At 43.4% G+C, this 15156-nt stretch carries 18 protein-coding genes; 13 read left to right on the forward strand and 5 right to left on the reverse strand.

Translation table 11 applies throughout. From position 1 onward, the window contains the following. The first annotated feature begins 71 nt into the window (after window positions 1-71). From V7Z64_RS06895 to V7Z64_RS06935, 9 genes are all read left to right on the forward strand, one after another. Window positions 72-1268 carry an MFS transporter gene (locus tag V7Z64_RS06895; protein WP_019416458.1) on the forward strand — a complete coding sequence of 399 codons (1197 nt, stop codon included), beginning with the start codon at window positions 72-74 and terminating at the stop codon, window positions 1266-1268. A gap of 62 nt (window positions 1269-1330) precedes the next feature. Next, on the forward strand, window positions 1331-2146 hold the full coding sequence (locus V7Z64_RS06900; RefSeq protein ID WP_019416457.1) for a glycosyltransferase family 2 protein: 816 nt from the start codon (window positions 1331-1333) through the stop codon (window positions 2144-2146). A gap of 10 nt (window positions 2147-2156) precedes the next feature. Further along, window positions 2157-2390 (forward strand): hypothetical protein, encoded by a 234-nt coding sequence (locus V7Z64_RS06905; protein ID WP_019416456.1) that lies wholly within the window; start codon window positions 2157-2159, stop codon window positions 2388-2390. Between the two features lie 236 nt (window positions 2391-2626). Next, window positions 2627-3190, forward strand: a complete 564-nt coding sequence (gene ahpC, locus V7Z64_RS06910; RefSeq protein ID WP_009361017.1) for an alkyl hydroperoxide reductase subunit C — start codon at window positions 2627-2629, stop codon at window positions 3188-3190. Window positions 3191-3204: 14 nt separating this feature from the next. Then, complete coding sequence (gene ahpF / locus V7Z64_RS06915; RefSeq protein WP_019416455.1) at window positions 3205-4734, forward strand: alkyl hydroperoxide reductase subunit F; 1530 nt, start codon at window positions 3205-3207, stop codon at window positions 4732-4734. A 351-nt stretch (window positions 4735-5085) separates the two neighbouring features. Then, window positions 5086-6468 (forward strand): glycine--tRNA ligase, encoded by a 1383-nt coding sequence (locus V7Z64_RS06920; RefSeq protein ID WP_009361015.1) that lies wholly within the window; start codon window positions 5086-5088, stop codon window positions 6466-6468. A gap of 58 nt (window positions 6469-6526) precedes the next feature. Next, window positions 6527-7201, forward strand: a complete 675-nt coding sequence (locus tag V7Z64_RS06925) for a uracil-DNA glycosylase (protein ID WP_009361014.1) — start codon at window positions 6527-6529, stop codon at window positions 7199-7201. Next, a complete protein-coding gene (locus tag V7Z64_RS06930) occupies window positions 7176-7382 on the forward strand; it encodes a hypothetical protein (RefSeq protein WP_019416453.1) in 207 nt (68 codons plus the stop codon). Before V7Z64_RS06925 ends, V7Z64_RS06930 begins: the two co-directional genes overlap by 26 nt. After that, window positions 7379-8374, forward strand: coding sequence for a potassium channel family protein (locus V7Z64_RS06935; protein WP_297992263.1), 996 nt, complete (start codon window positions 7379-7381; stop codon window positions 8372-8374). Before V7Z64_RS06930 ends, V7Z64_RS06935 begins: the two co-directional genes overlap by 4 nt. A gap of 18 nt (window positions 8375-8392) precedes the next feature. Here V7Z64_RS06935 and V7Z64_RS06940 read toward each other — a convergent pair whose 3' ends face one another. Continuing rightward, window positions 8393-10009: a glycoside hydrolase family 13 protein gene (locus V7Z64_RS06940; protein WP_019416451.1), complete on the reverse strand. Its 1617-nt coding sequence runs from the start codon at window positions 10007-10009 to the stop codon at window positions 8393-8395. A gap of 98 nt (window positions 10010-10107) precedes the next feature. On the opposite strand from V7Z64_RS06940, the gene V7Z64_RS06945 reads away from it, so the two are divergent. After that, entirely contained in the window at window positions 10108-10344 is a 237-nt protein-coding gene (locus tag V7Z64_RS06945) for a YwdI family protein (protein WP_019416450.1), read from the forward strand. Window positions 10345-10355: 11 nt separating this feature from the next. Beyond that, a complete protein-coding gene (locus V7Z64_RS06950; RefSeq protein WP_009361010.1) occupies window positions 10356-10718 on the forward strand; it encodes a DUF423 domain-containing protein in 363 nt (120 codons plus the stop codon). A 26-nt stretch (window positions 10719-10744) separates the two neighbouring features. Here the strand turns inward: V7Z64_RS06950 and gerQ are convergent, their stop codons facing one another. From gerQ to V7Z64_RS06970, 4 genes are all read right to left on the reverse strand, one after another. Next, on the reverse strand, window positions 10745-11188 hold the full coding sequence (gerQ, locus tag V7Z64_RS06955) for a spore coat protein GerQ (protein ID WP_009361009.1): 444 nt from the start codon (window positions 11186-11188) through the stop codon (window positions 10745-10747). Window positions 11189-11202: 14 nt separating this feature from the next. Continuing rightward, window positions 11203-11625: a cell wall hydrolase gene (locus V7Z64_RS06960; RefSeq protein WP_009361008.1), complete on the reverse strand. Its 423-nt coding sequence runs from the start codon at window positions 11623-11625 to the stop codon at window positions 11203-11205. Window positions 11626-11747: 122 nt separating this feature from the next. Continuing rightward, the gene (gene hemQ / locus V7Z64_RS06965) at window positions 11748-12494 is read right to left on the reverse strand and encodes a hydrogen peroxide-dependent heme synthase (RefSeq protein WP_026011435.1); all 747 of its coding nucleotides are present in this window, start codon (window positions 12492-12494) and stop codon (window positions 11748-11750) included. A gap of 67 nt (window positions 12495-12561) precedes the next feature. Continuing rightward, window positions 12562-13125 carry a YqaA family protein gene (locus V7Z64_RS06970; protein ID WP_009361006.1) on the reverse strand — a complete coding sequence of 188 codons (564 nt, stop codon included), beginning with the start codon at window positions 13123-13125 and terminating at the stop codon, window positions 12562-12564. Between the two features lie 195 nt (window positions 13126-13320). Between V7Z64_RS06970 and pta the strand changes: the two genes are divergently transcribed. Together pta and V7Z64_RS06980 are read left to right on the forward strand one after the other, a co-directional pair. Then, window positions 13321-14304: a phosphate acetyltransferase gene (gene pta / locus V7Z64_RS06975; protein ID WP_009361005.1), complete on the forward strand. Its 984-nt coding sequence runs from the start codon at window positions 13321-13323 to the stop codon at window positions 14302-14304. Further along, window positions 14304-15128 (forward strand): lipoate--protein ligase family protein, encoded by an 825-nt coding sequence (locus V7Z64_RS06980; protein WP_019416448.1) that lies wholly within the window; start codon window positions 14304-14306, stop codon window positions 15126-15128. Before pta ends, V7Z64_RS06980 begins: the two co-directional genes overlap by 1 nt. The last annotated feature ends 28 nt before the right edge of the window (window positions 15129-15156 follow it).

Here is a 15156-nt window from a genome sequence, read left to right on the forward strand (position 1 = left end):
ATTGATACATAACAAAAAAGGAAATATAATCATGAGGAAGACAATTTGACAGCTGACAACGGAGGGATGACATGAGTAAAGACGTATCAAGAAACAAGTTGCTTTGGATTGCCGGGCTTGGTTGGTTATTTGATGCGATGGATGTAGGGATGCTTTCGTTTATTATTGCTGCATTGCAAAAGGAATGGAATTTAACGGCCGAACAAATGGGTTGGATCGGAAGTATAAATTCGATCGGCATGGCAGTCGGTGCGCTCGTTTTCGGATTGTTAGCTGACCGCATTGGGCGAAAACAAGTTTTCATCATTACGCTTTTATTATTTTCGATCGGTAGCGGACTATCCGCACTTGCGACAACGTTAACGGTCTTTTTAATTTTACGTTTTTTTATCGGCATGGGACTTGGTGGCGAACTGCCTGTTGCGTCAACGCTCGTATCGGAAAGCGTTGCTGCACATGAACGCGGGAAAGTTGTCGTTTTATTGGAAAGCTTTTGGGCAGGTGGTTGGTTACTAGCAGCGCTCATTTCATTTTTCGTTATTCCAGCGTATGGATGGCAAATGGCGCTTATTTTAGGAGCTGTACCAGCGCTATATGCCATTTATTTGCGCATCAATTTGCCAGATTCGAAAAAGTTTATGGCGACAAAAACGGAGCGCCGTTCCGTTTGGCAAAATATCGCAGACGTTTGGGCAAAACCGTACGCAAAACAAACGACAATGCTTTGGATTTTATGGTTTTCAGTCGTCTTTTCGTACTACGGCATGTTTTTATGGCTACCGAGCGTCATGGTCATGAAAGGATTTAGTTTAATTAAAAGTTTTGAGTACGTGCTCATCATGACATTAGCGCAGCTGCCGGGTTATTTTAGCGTCGCATGGTTAATTGAACGCATTGGTCGAAAAGCAGTACTGATCATTTATTTAACTGGTACCGCATTAAGTGCTTATTTCTTCGGAAATGCTGACTCAGCTGCGGCATTAATGACGTTTGGAGCATTGTTATCGTTTTTCAACCTTGGGGCATGGGGAGCGCTTTATGCCTATACACCAGAGCAATATCCAACGATCATTCGTGCGACGGGTGCAGGAATGGCTGCTTCATTCGGACGCATTGGCGGCATTTTAGGGCCGCTTCTCGTCGGCTATCTCGTCGCACAAAAAGTATCCATCACGATGATTTTTGCGATTTTTTGTATCGCGATTTTCATCGGTGCGCTTGCTGTTCTTTTCCTTGGCAAAGAAACGAAACAACAAGAACTCGCATAATCATACGAAAAGAAGCTATAATGGTATCATTGTAGCTTCTTTTTTTGAAAGGGGATTTTCTTTTGGGTGTTTCTGTAGTCGTTGCGACATATAACCGATTACTTCCATTAGCAGAATTGTTAGAGTCGTTAAGCAAACAAACGTATAAACCAACGCAAGTCATTATTGTTAATGATGGTGGTCCATCTGTGCAAGCTGCTGTCGATGCATATCCGGAGCTTTCTGTTGAACTCATTGAATTGCGTGAAAATGTCGGTCATGTCGAGGCGCGTAATATCGGTGTACGTGCCGCCACAGAAGATTTTATTATGCTTTGTGATGATGACGATTTACTATTGCCATGCCACGTTGAGCGAATGATCGCTAATATGAATGATGCCGATTTTGTATATTCGGACGTAGAAATTTTTCATTATCGTATTGAAAATGGAGTGCGCATACCGACCGATCGCTTTTTATTTGCATATGAATTCGATTTGCAAGCAATGCGTACATTTTCGACGTATGTTCCTTCAGGGAGCATGTATCGGCGCACAATTCATGATACAATTGGATATTTTGATCCGTACGTTCATAACTATTGGGATTGGGATTTCTTTTTACGTGTGGCGAACGAGTTTCGTGTGAAACGTGTAGCGACAGCGAGCGTCCTTTATGCATTTTCGAATGAAGGCGATCATTTATCGAAGCAAATGAATGAAACGAGACAAATGTATTTAAATCGATTAAGTGAGAAACATCTGCTCGGTCATTTACCGACAAAAAACTTTTGGCTTCTTTTGTCAGAGCCGGAGGTACAAAAGCGACAAGCAACGAGCGAAGTCATATGGAATGGTGAACCGTTTCGTTCCCGTCTCGCCCACTTTATTCATTGTTAGGAGGGGGAAAATGTATTGGTGGAGCATTCAGCAATTATTTCTTTTGCTTTTGTTTTCACCGCTTCTTACTCGTCACGTATTTTATGGGCGCATCAACTCGTTTTTATTGTTTGTTTGCTTCGCTTTTGGAACGACCGTATTTGCAGAATATATGGTGAAGAAAAAAGGAAAACAAACATGGCTATTTGTCGCTGCGCTATTATGTAATGTTTCTGTTTTACTTGTTTTTTCTTTTGCTATGTGAGAAAGCAGAGTCTTTGCGAAGGCTCTGTTTTTTTATTTATGAAAAAGGAATAAAAAGAAAATGTGTCGAAAAACTAAGACAGTTGTATAGTTTTTACTTGACAAATAAACATTCCTATATGATAATTTATATCGAATTATAATTGTTATAATTTATTTTTGCGTTCAGTCATATTTTTCGTATGGCTGGAGCATACTACTAACATGCAAAAAAATGATGCAGGAGGATGATTGACAATGCCATTAGTAGGAAAACAAGTACAACCATTTAAAGCGATGGCGTTCCATAACGGCGATTTCATCGAGGTAACAGAAGAAAACTTCAAAGGAAAATGGAGCGTCGTTTGCTTCTATCCAGCTGACTTTACATTCGTTTGTCCAACAGAATTAGAAGATTTACAAAACGAATATCCAAAATTAAAAGAGCTTGGTGTAGAAGTATACTCCGTTTCAACAGATACACATTTTACACATAAAGCATGGCACGACCACTCACCAGCGATCAGCAAAATCGAATATGTGATGATCGGTGACCCTTCTCAAAAATTATCACGCATGTTCGAAGTGCTTGATGAAGAGACAGGCCTTGCACAACGCGGTACGTTCATTATCGATCCAGATGGCGTTATTCAAGCTGTTGAAATTAACGCTGATGGCATCGGTCGTGATGCAAGCACAATCGTAAACAAAATTAAAGCAGCACAATACGTGCGCAACAATCCTGGCGAAGTGTGCCCAGCAAAATGGCAAGAAGGTGGAAAAACATTAAAGCCAAGCCTTGACCTTGTAGGTAAAATTTAAGGAGGCTTATGTCAATGATATTGGATGCTGAAATTAAAGCACAGCTCGCCCAATATCTACAATTGATGGAAAATGACATTGTGTTAAAAGTGAGCGCGGGAGACGATGAAGTTTCCCGCGATATGCTTGCTTTAGTTGATGAGCTTGCGACAATGTCATCGAAAATTAAAGTAGAGAAAACAACGCTAGAAAGAACACCTAGTTTTAGCGTCAATCGCATAGGGGAAGAAACAGGCGTTGTATTTGCGGGCGTGCCTTTAGGACATGAATTTACTTCTTTGGTGCTTGCATTGCTTCAAGTGAGCGGAAGACCGCCGAAAGTCGATCAAGCAGTCATTGAACAAATTAAAAATTTAAAAGGGACGTATCGTTTTGAAACATACGTCAGCTTAACATGCCATAACTGCCCAGACGTCGTTCAAGCGTTAAATGTGATGAGCGTACTAAATCCGAACGTCTCACATACGATGATTGATGGGGCTGCATTTAAAGAAGAAGTCGAGCAAAAAGATGTCATGGCTGTGCCAACCGTCTTTTTAAACGGTGAACCGTTCGCAAGCGGCCGTATGTCGCTTGAGGAAATTCTTGCGAAGTTAGGAAGCACGCCGGATGCTTCTACTTTTGAGGAAAAAGATCCGTTTGATGTGCTCGTCATCGGTGGAGGACCTGCGGGTGCAACAGCTGCCATTTATGCAGCGCGTAAAGGCATTCGCACAGGAATTGTTGCTGAACGCTTCGGCGGTCAAATTTTAGATACGTTAGGCATTGAAAACTTTATTAGCGTCAAATATACAGAAGGTCCGAAGCTTGCTGCGAGCCTTGAGGAACATGTGAAACATTACAATGTTGATATTATGAACTTGCAGCGTGCAAAACGGCTAGAAAAGAAAGACCTTATTGAAGTAGAGCTTGAGAATGGTGCGATTTTAAAAAGCAAAGCAGTCATTATCGCGACAGGCGCACGTTGGCGCAATCTCGGCGTCCCAGGCGAAGCAGAGTTTAAAAATAAAGGCGTCGCTTACTGCCCACATTGCGACGGTCCGTTATTTGAAGGAAAACATGTCGCAGTCATCGGCGGTGGAAACTCTGGCGTTGAGGCGGCAATTGATTTGGCCGGAATTGCTAAGCATGTGACGGTGCTTGAATTTGCGCCAGAATTAAAAGCAGATGCGGTATTGCAAGATCGTTTATATAGCTTACCGAATGTCACAGTAATCAAAAACGCGCAAACGAAAGAAATTACAGGCACAGATAAAGTGAATGGTATCACATATATTGATCGCGCAACAGGCGAAGAGCACCATATTGAACTTCAAGGTGTATTCGTGCAAATCGGACTTGTACCGAATACCGAATGGTTAGAAGGAACGGTAGAGCGCAATCGCTTCGGCGAAATTATCGTTGATAAGCGCGGAGCGACAAACGTCCCTGGCGTCTTCGCTGCTGGCGATTGTACAGATAGCGCATATAAACAGATTATCATTTCCATGGGTTCAGGCGCAACAGCTTCTTTAGGAGCGTTTGACTACTTAATTCGAAATTAATATGATCAACCCCTTAACTCACTTTGACCCGCTTTACTGCTTATGTAAAGCGGGTTTTGTTCCCCCCTTGACTCTCCTATTGCGGTTTGATACAATATTAGCCAAATGAAATACAGGTGCAACGATGAAAGATGGATAGTAGCTAAGGTAGTTCTTTTATAGCGAGCTAGGGGTGGTGGAAGCCTAGTAAAGACGCTTAGCGAAACGGCAGTCTGGAGTTGCTTCACGCAAAAGTGGATGCGTTATGCATCAACTAGGGTGGAACCGCGGGAGTTACGCTCTCGTCCCTAGGCGAAAGGCCTAAGGATGAGAGCGTTTTTTGTTTACATTTTATTATAAGGAGGATGAACGATGTCAGTAACGATGGAGCAAATTGTAGCACACGCGAAACATCGCGGCTTTGTTTTTCCCGGTTCAGAAATTTACGGCGGATTAGCAAATACGTGGGATTACGGTCCGTTAGGGACGGAATTAAAAAACAACATTAAGCGAGCATGGTGGAAAAAGTTCGTTCAACAATCACCATACAACGTCGGTTTAGATGCGGCTATTTTAATGAACCCACGCACGTGGGAAGCATCTGGTCATTTAGGAAACTTCAACGATCCGATGATTGACTGTAAACAATGTAAAGCACGTCATCGGGCGGATAAGTTAATTGAAAGCGCGCTTGAAGCGAAAGGGATTGAAATGGTTGTCGATGGGCTTCCTTTTGAAAAAATGGAGCAGCTCATTCAAGAGCACGACATTGCTTGTCCAGATTGCGGCAGTCGCGACTTCACAAACATTCGTCAATTTAACTTAATGTTTAAAACGTTCCAAGGCGTGACCGAGTCGAGCGCAAACGAAATTTACCTTCGTCCTGAAACGGCACAAGGCATTTTTGTAAACTTTAAAAACGTACAACGAACGATGCGCAAAAAATTGCCGTTCGGTATTGCGCAAATCGGAAAAAGCTTCCGAAACGAAATTACACCAGGAAACTTTACGTTCCGCACACGTGAATTTGAACAAATGGAGCTTGAATTTTTCTGTAAGCCGGGCGAAGAATTACAGTGGTTTGATTATTGGAAACAATATTGTGAACAATGGCTTTTATCGCTTGGTATGAAGCGTGAAAACATTCGTTTACGCGATCATTCCGAAGATGAATTGTCCCACTACAGCAACGCCACAACAGATATTGAATATAAATTCCCGTTTGGTTGGGGCGAGCTATGGGGCATTGCATCGCGTACCGATTACGATTTGCGTCGCCATATGGAATATTCAGGAGAAGACTTCCACTACCTTGATCAAGAAACGAACGAACGTTTTATTCCATATTGCATTGAGCCTTCACTTGGTGCAGATCGCGTCACGCTCGCCTTTATGATTGACGCGTATGAAGAAGAGCAACTGGCAGACGGTACGACGCGCACAGTGATGCATCTTCACCCAGCGTTAGCGCCATATAAAGCGGCTGTATTGCCATTATCGAAAAAGTTATCAGAAGGTGCGCGTGCGATCTTTGAACAACTTTCACAACATTTTATGGTCGATTACGATGAGTCTGGATCCATCGGAAAACGATATCGTCGTCAAGATGAGATTGGAACACCGTTCTGTATTACGTATGATTTTGATTCAGAACAGGACGGCATGGTGACCGTGCGCGACCGCGATACGATGGAACAAACACGCATTCCAATTGCGGAATTAAAAAGCTTCTTAGAAGAAAAAATTCAGTTTTAAGCAAAAACAGGCTATCCTATAAAGTAGGGTAGCCTTTGTATTAGAAAGGAGTGCGATGATGAGCATATTGAAAAACGATTGGGCTCCTTTATTAGAAGAGGAGTTTCAAAAACCGTATTATGTGAAATTGCGTCAGTTTTTAAAAGAAGAATATCGAACGAAAACGATTTATCCGGATATGCACGACATTTTCAACGCCCTTCATTACACCCCGTATGCGAATGTAAAAGTCGTCATTTTAGGACAAGACCCATACCATGGGCCGAATCAAGCGCACGGATTAAGTTTTTCCGTCAAACCGGGCGTCGCTTTGCCTCCATCGTTGTTAAACATTTTTAAAGAGTTGCAAGATGACATCGGGTGCTATATTCCAAACAACGGCTACTTATTAAAATGGGCAAAGCAAGGGGTATTGCTTTTAAATACCGTATTGACGGTACGACGTGGAGAAGCGAATTCGCATAAAGGAAAAGGTTGGGAGTATTTTACAGATCGCGTCATTGAACTTGTGAATGAAAAACGTGAACCCGTTGTCTTCATTTTATGGGGACGTCATGCGCAAGCGAAAAAAGCCTTGATCACGAATGAACATCATTACATAATTGAAGCGCCACATCCAAGCCCATTTTCCGCAGCGCGAGGCTTTTTCGGTAGTCGCCCTTTTTCAAAAACGAATACTTTTTTACAACAGACAGGGAGAGAGCCAATTGACTGGCAAATCGAAAACATATAATGAGCGAGTAAATTGTTATGCATGCAAACATTTTTATGTCACGTGGGATGCGCAAATGCCGCGCGGTTGTCGCGCATTCGGTTTTAAAAGCGCGATGTTGCCGTCTATTGTCGTCAAGCAATCGTCTGGTGCGCCTTGCATGAAGTTTGTACAAAAAGAACATAAGGGGAGAAACGGATGAGTTCATCGCGCTCGATCGTCGTTTCCGTCATCGCGATGATTGTCGCCATTATCGCAGGAACGATCGGATTTATGTTTTCAGAACAATTAACGTTTTTTGATGCACTTTGGTTGACAGTTGTCACCATTTTAACGGTTGGTTATGGCGATACAGTGCCACAAACGTTTTATGGTAAACTGTTTGCCCTTATCATTATTCCGATTGGTATTGGCATTGTGACATATGCGACAGGGGCAGTCGTGTCGATGATGATGGAAGGGGAATTTTCAAAAACGGTTCGGAGGCGAAAAATGAAAAATAAAATAGAAGCGATGACAAACCATATTATCGTATGCGGGTTCGGGCGTGTCGGGGAACAAGTCGTACGTGAACTTGTCAAAAACGGGACAGCTGTCGTTGTCATCGAGCGGAATACGGACCGGTTAGACGAAATGAATGATCCGATTCCGTATGTCGAAGGGGATGCGACAGAAGATGACGTGTTGATTGCGGCAGGTATTGAACGAGCGGCAGGGTTGGTCGCCGCATTGCCTTCAGATGCCGATAACGTCTTTATTTCCCTCACAGCAAAAGGGCTAAATCACGACATTCAAATTGTCGCGCGCGCCGAGCGACCGGAATCGGAAGAAAAGTTGCGGCGTGCAGGTGCTGATAAAGTCATTAACCCATCGTTTTTGAGCGGTCGCCGCATGGCGATGACAATGTTAAAGCCTGTCAGTGTCGATTACGTCGATACGATTTTTCACGGCCATGCAGAGCAATACGCGATTGAAGAAGTGACAATTGAGCCGCATTCTTCATTTGTTGGGACATCTGTCCGCGATCAAGCGGTGCGCACGCGCTTTCATGTGACGATTATTGCGATTCAGCGTCAAAACAACATGATTGGTAACCCAACGCCAGACGAGCGGTTTTTCGTTGGAGATGTCCTGATCGTATTCGGTGAAAAACGAGCGCTAGAGGCGTTTGAACAGGCGGTAAATAAAAAATAAGCAGCCAAATCGGGCTGCTTATTGTAATGCATAAATTCTTGCTTCGTGCGGACGCATATAAAGCGTTGTACCTTCTTCTTTTACATCTGTATAATTGCCGAGCAAAAGATGGCGGTGAGCCGAAGCAAGCTCTTCTGGCAACTCATATACGTTGTCGTTGTCGCAATGGTTTAAGACGATGAGCCAACGAACGCCATCGAGCTCGCGCGTGTAAGCGTAAATGTACGGATCATTTTCCGAAAAATCGCGGAACGTTCCGTACACCATAACGGCATGTTGCTTGCGCAATTGAATGAGCTTTTTATAGTAATAATATACAGAGTTCGGATCCGCTAATGCTTGTTTTACATTGATTTCTTTATAGTTCGGATTCACTTTTAGCCAAGGTGTTCCTGTTGTAAATCCAGCATGTTCGCTATCATCCCACTGCATTGGTGTACGCGAGTTATCTCGGCTCAGTAGCTGCAAGCTTTCAAGCACTTCTTTCGGATCGCGACCTTTTGCGACTTCTTCTGCATATTTATTTTTCATCGCAATGTCGTTATAGTCTTCGATCGTGTCGAACTTGACGCCAGTCATGCCAATTTCTTCACCTTGATAAATATATGGGGTTCCCGGCAACGTATGCACGAGCGTAGCGAGCAATTTTGCTGATTCGACGCGGAACTGTTTATCGTTTCCGTAGCGCGTCACTTGTCGCGTATGGTCGTGATTGTTTAAAAACTGCGAGTTCCACCCTTTGCCCCACAATCCTTCGTACCAACGTTTTTGAATTTGTTTAAAACGAATCGGATCCCATGCCGGCATTTCGTCGCACACTTCAAAGTGGAACAAAGTGTGTAGTTCGTTTCGGTCTTCTCCGACATATTTTAATCCTTCCTCTGGCGATACGAAAGCGACTTCTCCGACGGTGAAAATATCATAATGTTTTAATACTTTTTCGTGCATTTCTTGTAAATAATCATGCACGCCTGGATTGTTTGTTAAATAACGAATGTCATACGGGTTTTCGGCATCTGGGAATCCTTCAGGTTTGGCTAGTAAGGCAATCGCATCTAAACGGAAACCATCGATCCCTTTATCTAACCAAAAACGCATCATTTTATAAATTTCTTCACGAACTTCTTCGTTTTCCCAGTTCAAATCTGGCTGTTCTACCGCAAACGAATGGAAATAATACTGACCTGTTTTTTCATCATATTCCCATGTGGATGGAGTAAAGTACGAGCGCCAGTTATTCGGTTTGTCGCGCCATATGTACCAATCGCGTTTCGGATTGTCTTTTGACGAACGAGATTCAATAAACCAAGGATGTTGATCAGATGTATGGTTCACGACAAGGTCCATAATTAATTTCATTCCACGTTTATGCACCTCGTTCAGCAAGCGGTCAAACGTCTCCATATCCCCTGCTTTATCCATGATGCGATAGTAATCAGAAATGTCGTATCCGTTATCTTTATCAGGCGACTCATAGCACGGATTCAGCCAAATGACATCCACCCCTAAGTCGCGAATGTAATCGAGTTTTTGAATAAGCCCTTCTAAATCGCCATACCCATCACCATTTGAGTCAAAAAAGCTGCGCCAATACACTTGATATACGACGGCTTCTTTCCACCATGTCCGTTTCATTTGTTGTCACTCCTTTTTTAAGCGTTTTCAATTTGAAAAGTTGCTATGTATAAGATACCATTGTTGTAAAGGAAAAAGAAGTAGGGAGTGAAAACGTTTTGGACATATCGGTGACAAATGTATTCGCAAAGATAGAAGAAGAAATCGCAAAAGCAAAAGATGCGTCATCATCGCAAGCGGTGCGTGAACATATATATGCTGTTCGCGCATTGTGCGACATTATTTTGCAACAACCATCACCAAGCACACAAGAAGTGACTTTGCCGCAACCGACAACAATCGAACGACTAGATATCGGTGCCGATGCGAACGGACGATCATTACTTGATTTTTAGGAGGGGAAAACATGAAACTATTTACAATCATCGCTTCAATGAGTGCAGCGCTATGTGTGGCGCTAGGAGCGTTCGGAGCACACGTGTTGGAAGGAAGAATTCCAGAGCGATATATCGACACGTGGCAAAAAGCCGTTCAATATCAAATGTTCCATACGATCGGTTTGTTTCTCGTTGCGTTGCTGGCGACAAAATGGCCGCACGTGACGCCTGCTGGTTGGTTTATGCTTGCGGGAATCGTTTTATTTTCAGGTAGTTTATACGTACTAAGCTTAACACAAATAAAAATACTTGGGGCGATTACGCCGTTTGGGGGCGTGTCGTTCATTGTTGCATGGCTATTTTTAGCCTATATCGCGATCAAACAAATGTAAAACGAGGCGCTGTGGACGCCTCGTTTTTAACGTGGAGCATATGTGCTTAATCCGACACCAGATGCAAATGGATATTCATAATTAATTTCTTCATCAAATGTGACATAGTCGAGATAAATCATTGGTAATAAATAACGCATTCCTGTTTGTGGATCGCTTAAAATGAGATGGTCGCGCCCCGCTGCTTCAATGACACCGCGGAAAATTTTCGCATTCCATTCACGATTGTTTTCAAACGTCATATAAACAGTCGCAATTTTGCCTTTGTTTAAGCGTAAAATGTTTTCAATGTACGATTCTTCGATCGGAAGCATGCCGGGAAGCGGCTGACTGGCGGTTGTTGGTGTTTGCATCGCCCCTGTTTGTGGTGTAAACGTTGGTGTAGGCATGCCAAACGGATATGTTGGCATTTGGTATGGATAGTAGTACGGATACGAATAATACGGCATTTGTTGACGTTCATCACTCATTGAAACCCCTCCTTCTAATATACGCGTGGACAATTAGAACGCGTCGGTGCATAAAAACAATGTGCCTTAAAACGTCCCGTATTCCATTGATTAAACCATTGTGGCGGGCAATTGCCATCTGGTCGGAAAAACCAAAGCGAATTCGTTGCCGGATGAAAACGTTCCCCGCGAATGACACGACGGGCGAGACGTATGTCTTGTTCACGCGCCCGTTGATAAAAATACCCTTTTTGTACCGCTTCAAATCCCCCAGGGCTTTGAAATACCATTTGGCGAATGGTACGAAGCCCTTCAAAGTCTAGACAGTTTGCGCGCACGCGGTTCACTCCAACATTCCCAACCATTAACATGCCGAGCTGTCCGTCTTCCTCCGCCTCTGCGCGCATAAGACGGGCAAGCAATTTGACATCTTCTTCTGTATACGCAACAACAGCCATCCCTTCACCTCACTTTATGAAAATCGCTATTAGCCTATGATGAGACATACGAAAATGTGAGGAAAGTCGTCATTGTTATATGTATGAAAGAGATAATAAAAAAAGACCTCCAAACCGGAGGCCTACACATGTAAAAACTGTTCCATTTTTTCTTTCGGTAAAATGTTGCCGACGAAGAAAGAGCCGAATTCGCCAAACCGTGCGCTCACTTCATCGAAACGCATTTCGTACACAAGCTTTTTAAATTGAAGCACATCATTTGAAAAGAGCGTCACGCCCCATTCATAGTCATCAAAGCCGACCGAACCGGTAATGATTTGTACGACTTTTCCAGCATATTTTCTTCCCGTCATGCCGTGTGCGCGCATTAAATTGCGGCGCTCTTCCATCGGAAGCATGTACCAGTTGTCGTTTCCTTGACGGCGCTTGTCCATCGGATAAAAGCAAACGTGGTTCGTTTTTGGTAAGATCGGATATAAACGGCGACGCACTTCTGAATTTTCGTATGGGTCGCCTGCCTCTGCCGGCAAGTAATTGCTTAATTCAACGACAGAGACGTATGAATAAGCAGGTACGAGATATTCAGCGAGCTTTGTTTTATTGATTGCTGTTTCAATTTCATGAAGCTCTTCCATCGTTGGACGTAAAAGCATGAACATCAAATCTGCTTTTTGCCCCATAATTGTGTAAATCGCATGGCTGCCTTCATTTGCAGCTTCTGTTTTTTCCCATTTTTCCACTAATGTGAAAAACTCTTGTATTGCTTCTTGTCGCTCTTCATTTGTGAGCGTTTTCCAAGCCGCCCAATCAACCGTGCGGAAATCATGCAGACAATACCAACCGTCTAACGTTTGTGCTGCTTCGCTCATGTCCAACACTCCTTTTGTTATGTACTACCGAAATTGTATCATATGTGTTTCGTTTATGCCAAACGCACTATTTGAACCGTTTATAAATAAGAAAAGCAATGATCATGACAATGCCGCCAACGATCGTGATCGTTGTAAAATGTTGTTCAATAAATGTTTTCGCTTGAGCGCCTAAGGTGAAAATAATAAGCCCTTCTGCGAAAAAGCGCGCCCCACGACCGATGAACGACCAAAAAAGCAACGTGCGAATGTTGACGTTAGAAATGCCCGAGAAAATAGTGAACACTTTATACGGAATAGGGGTAAACCCAGCGATAACGATCGCCATTGCCCCGTATTGTTGAAAATATTGTTCTACCTTATTCATTTTTTCATCAGAGATAAAATAACGCAAAATCGGTCTGCCGAATTTTTTCCCAATGTACCACCCGAGCAGCGCACCGAATACAGAGGCGACCGTTGTTAAAAAGGAAAACCATAACGCTTTCTCTGGTTGGGCAATGCTTAACGGAATTAATAACACATCAGGCGGAATCGGAAAAAATGAAGATTCTGTAAACGAAACGATAACGAGACCGATGACGCCAAATTCAAGCAACCATTGTTCAAGATGATGAATCCATTGTGACATATGATAACGCTCCTTTATTTGTACATGTTCCTTAACAAATATATCACTTTTTAGGCTATATATCACTCAAGATAAAAAACAGAATTGTTATAAAAAAAAGACTATTTTCTTTTGTGGTGTAATTCATTGCTTTTCGCCTCAATAAGAGTATTCTAATAGATAGACGAATTTTTTTAAACTAAGGAGGAACATTTCGTGAGTGATTTATTTGCAGCCTTAAAGCAAAAGGTGGCAGGAAAAAATGTAACGATCGTGTTTCCGGAAGGACTAGATGAACGTATTTTGACAGCTGTCGGACGTCTAGCGGCAGAAAATGTATTGCATCCGATTGTTATCGGCGAGCAAGAAGCTGTCGTTCAAAAAGCAAAAGAACTTGGTTTGACGCTTGAGAAAGTAGAAATCATTCATCCGCGTACGTACGAAGGAATGGATGAGATGGTTGCTGCGTTTATTGAACGTCGCAAAGGAAAAGTGACGGAAGAAGATGCGCGCAACATTTTACTTGATGAAAACTACTTCGGTACGATGCTTGTGTATATGGGGAAAGCGCACGGGCTTGTGAGCGGTGCCGCGCATTCGACAGCGGATACAGTTCGTCCTGCGTTACAAATTATTAAAACAAAGCCAGGTATTCGCAAAACGTCTGGCGTGTTCATTATGGTGCGCGGCGATGAGAAATATGTATTTGCCGATTGCGCCATTAACATCGCTCCAGATAGCCAAGATTTAGCGGAAATCGCTATTGAGAGCGCACAAACAGCGAAAATGTTTGATATTGAGCCACGTGTAGCGATGCTTAGCTTCTCTACGAAAGGATCGGCAAAATCGCCAGAAACAGAAAAAGTGATTGAAGCGGTGCGCATCGCAAAAGAAATGGCACCAGAGTTAACGCTCGATGGCGAGTTTCAATTTGATGCCGCATTCGTTCCGTCTGTAGCGAAAAAGAAAGCGCCAGACTCTGTCATCCAAGGCGATGCGAACGTCTTTATTTTCCCAAGCTTAGAAGCGGGAAATATCGGATATAAAATTGCACAACGTCTCGGCAACTTTGAAGCGGTCGGTCCAATTTTACAAGGATTAAATCAACCGGTGAACGATTTATCGCGCGGATGTAACGCCGAAGATGTGTACAAGCTATCACTCATCACAGCAGCGCAGGCGCTTGCGGCGATGGAATAATGAGCGAATTGTTGCGACAACAAACGTGGCGAATGATTGACCATACAACCCTCGGGCCATCGTTTGATGCGAAGCAGTCATTTGCGTTTGATGATGCGCTTTGCGAATCGGTTGGAAACGGTCAATCGCATCCGATCGTTCGCTTATGGGTGCATCATCAGACCGTTGTGCTTGGCATTCAAGATACGAAATTGCCGTATATTGAAAAAGGACTCGCCTACTTACATGAGCACGGTTGGCGTACGATCGTTCGCAACTCTGGTGGATTGGCGGTCGTGTTAGATGAAGGGGTTTTAAACGTTTCACTTATTTTTCCTGATACAAAAAAAGGAATTGACATTGATCGTGGATATGAGGCGATGGCCACACTCATTGCGCGCATGTTGCCAGAAGCGCGCGTGCAAGCAGGGGAAGTTGTTGGCTCGTATTGTCCGGGAAGTTTTGATTTAAGCATTGATGGAAAAAAGTTTGCGGGCATTTCACAGCGCCGCATTCGAGGCGGTGTTGCTGTGCAAGTATATATATGTGCAAACGGAAGCGGCGCAACACGAGCGGAGTTTATTCGTCAGTTTTATGAGCGAGCGCTGGCGGGAGAACAAACGAAGTTTACGTATCCAACGGTCGTTCCACATACGATGGCGTCGCTTAGTGAATTACTCGGCAAAGAAATGACGGTTTCTGCGCTCGTCATTCGCCTATACGAAGCGCTCCAAGCGCTTGGAAGTAGGCTCGAGCCATCATCGCTCACCCCGGAAGAATGGGAGCGATATAACGTGTATTTTCAACGTATGATTGACCGAAACGAGACGATGTTGCCGAAATAAAAAAGCTGTCCGATGCGACAGCTTTTTT

Origin of the sequence: Anoxybacillus sp., assembly GCF_036834105.1 — a bacterium.
Classification (GTDB): Bacteria; Bacillota; Bacilli; order Bacillales; family Anoxybacillaceae; genus Anoxybacillus.

What these genes read in the sequence shown, in the direction of transcription:
- gerQ (WP_009361009.1), bottom strand. Translation starts at nt 11,188, where the DNA reads ATGAGTGATGAACGTCAACAAATGCCGTATTATTCGTATCCGTACTAC.
- V7Z64_RS06970 (WP_009361006.1), bottom strand. Translation starts at nt 13,125, where the DNA reads ATGTCACAATGGATTCATCATCTTGAACAATGGTTGCTTGAATTTGGC.
- V7Z64_RS06960 (WP_009361008.1), bottom strand. Translation starts at nt 11,625, where the DNA reads ATGGCTGTTGTTGCGTATACAGAAGAAGATGTCAAATTGCTTGCCCGT.
- V7Z64_RS06905 (WP_019416456.1), top strand. Translation starts at nt 2,157, where the DNA reads ATGTATTGGTGGAGCATTCAGCAATTATTTCTTTTGCTTTTGTTTTCA.
- ahpC (WP_009361017.1), top strand. Translation starts at nt 2,627, where the DNA reads ATGCCATTAGTAGGAAAACAAGTACAACCATTTAAAGCGATGGCGTTC.
- hemQ (WP_026011435.1), bottom strand. Translation starts at nt 12,494, where the DNA reads ATGAGCGAAGCAGCACAAACGTTAGACGGTTGGTATTGTCTGCATGAT.
- ahpF (WP_019416455.1), top strand. Translation starts at nt 3,205, where the DNA reads ATGATATTGGATGCTGAAATTAAAGCACAGCTCGCCCAATATCTACAA.
- V7Z64_RS06940 (WP_019416451.1), bottom strand. Translation starts at nt 10,009, where the DNA reads ATGAAACGGACATGGTGGAAAGAAGCCGTCGTATATCAAGTGTATTGG.
- V7Z64_RS06935 (WP_297992263.1), top strand. Translation starts at nt 7,379, where the DNA reads ATGAGTTCATCGCGCTCGATCGTCGTTTCCGTCATCGCGATGATTGTC.
- V7Z64_RS06895 (WP_019416458.1), top strand. Translation starts at nt 72, where the DNA reads ATGAGTAAAGACGTATCAAGAAACAAGTTGCTTTGGATTGCCGGGCTT.
- V7Z64_RS06950 (WP_009361010.1), top strand. Translation starts at nt 10,356, where the DNA reads ATGAAACTATTTACAATCATCGCTTCAATGAGTGCAGCGCTATGTGTG.
- V7Z64_RS06925 (WP_009361014.1), top strand. Translation starts at nt 6,527, where the DNA reads ATGAGCATATTGAAAAACGATTGGGCTCCTTTATTAGAAGAGGAGTTT.
- V7Z64_RS06920 (WP_009361015.1), top strand. Translation starts at nt 5,086, where the DNA reads ATGTCAGTAACGATGGAGCAAATTGTAGCACACGCGAAACATCGCGGC.
- V7Z64_RS06980 (WP_019416448.1), top strand. Translation starts at nt 14,304, where the DNA reads ATGAGCGAATTGTTGCGACAACAAACGTGGCGAATGATTGACCATACA.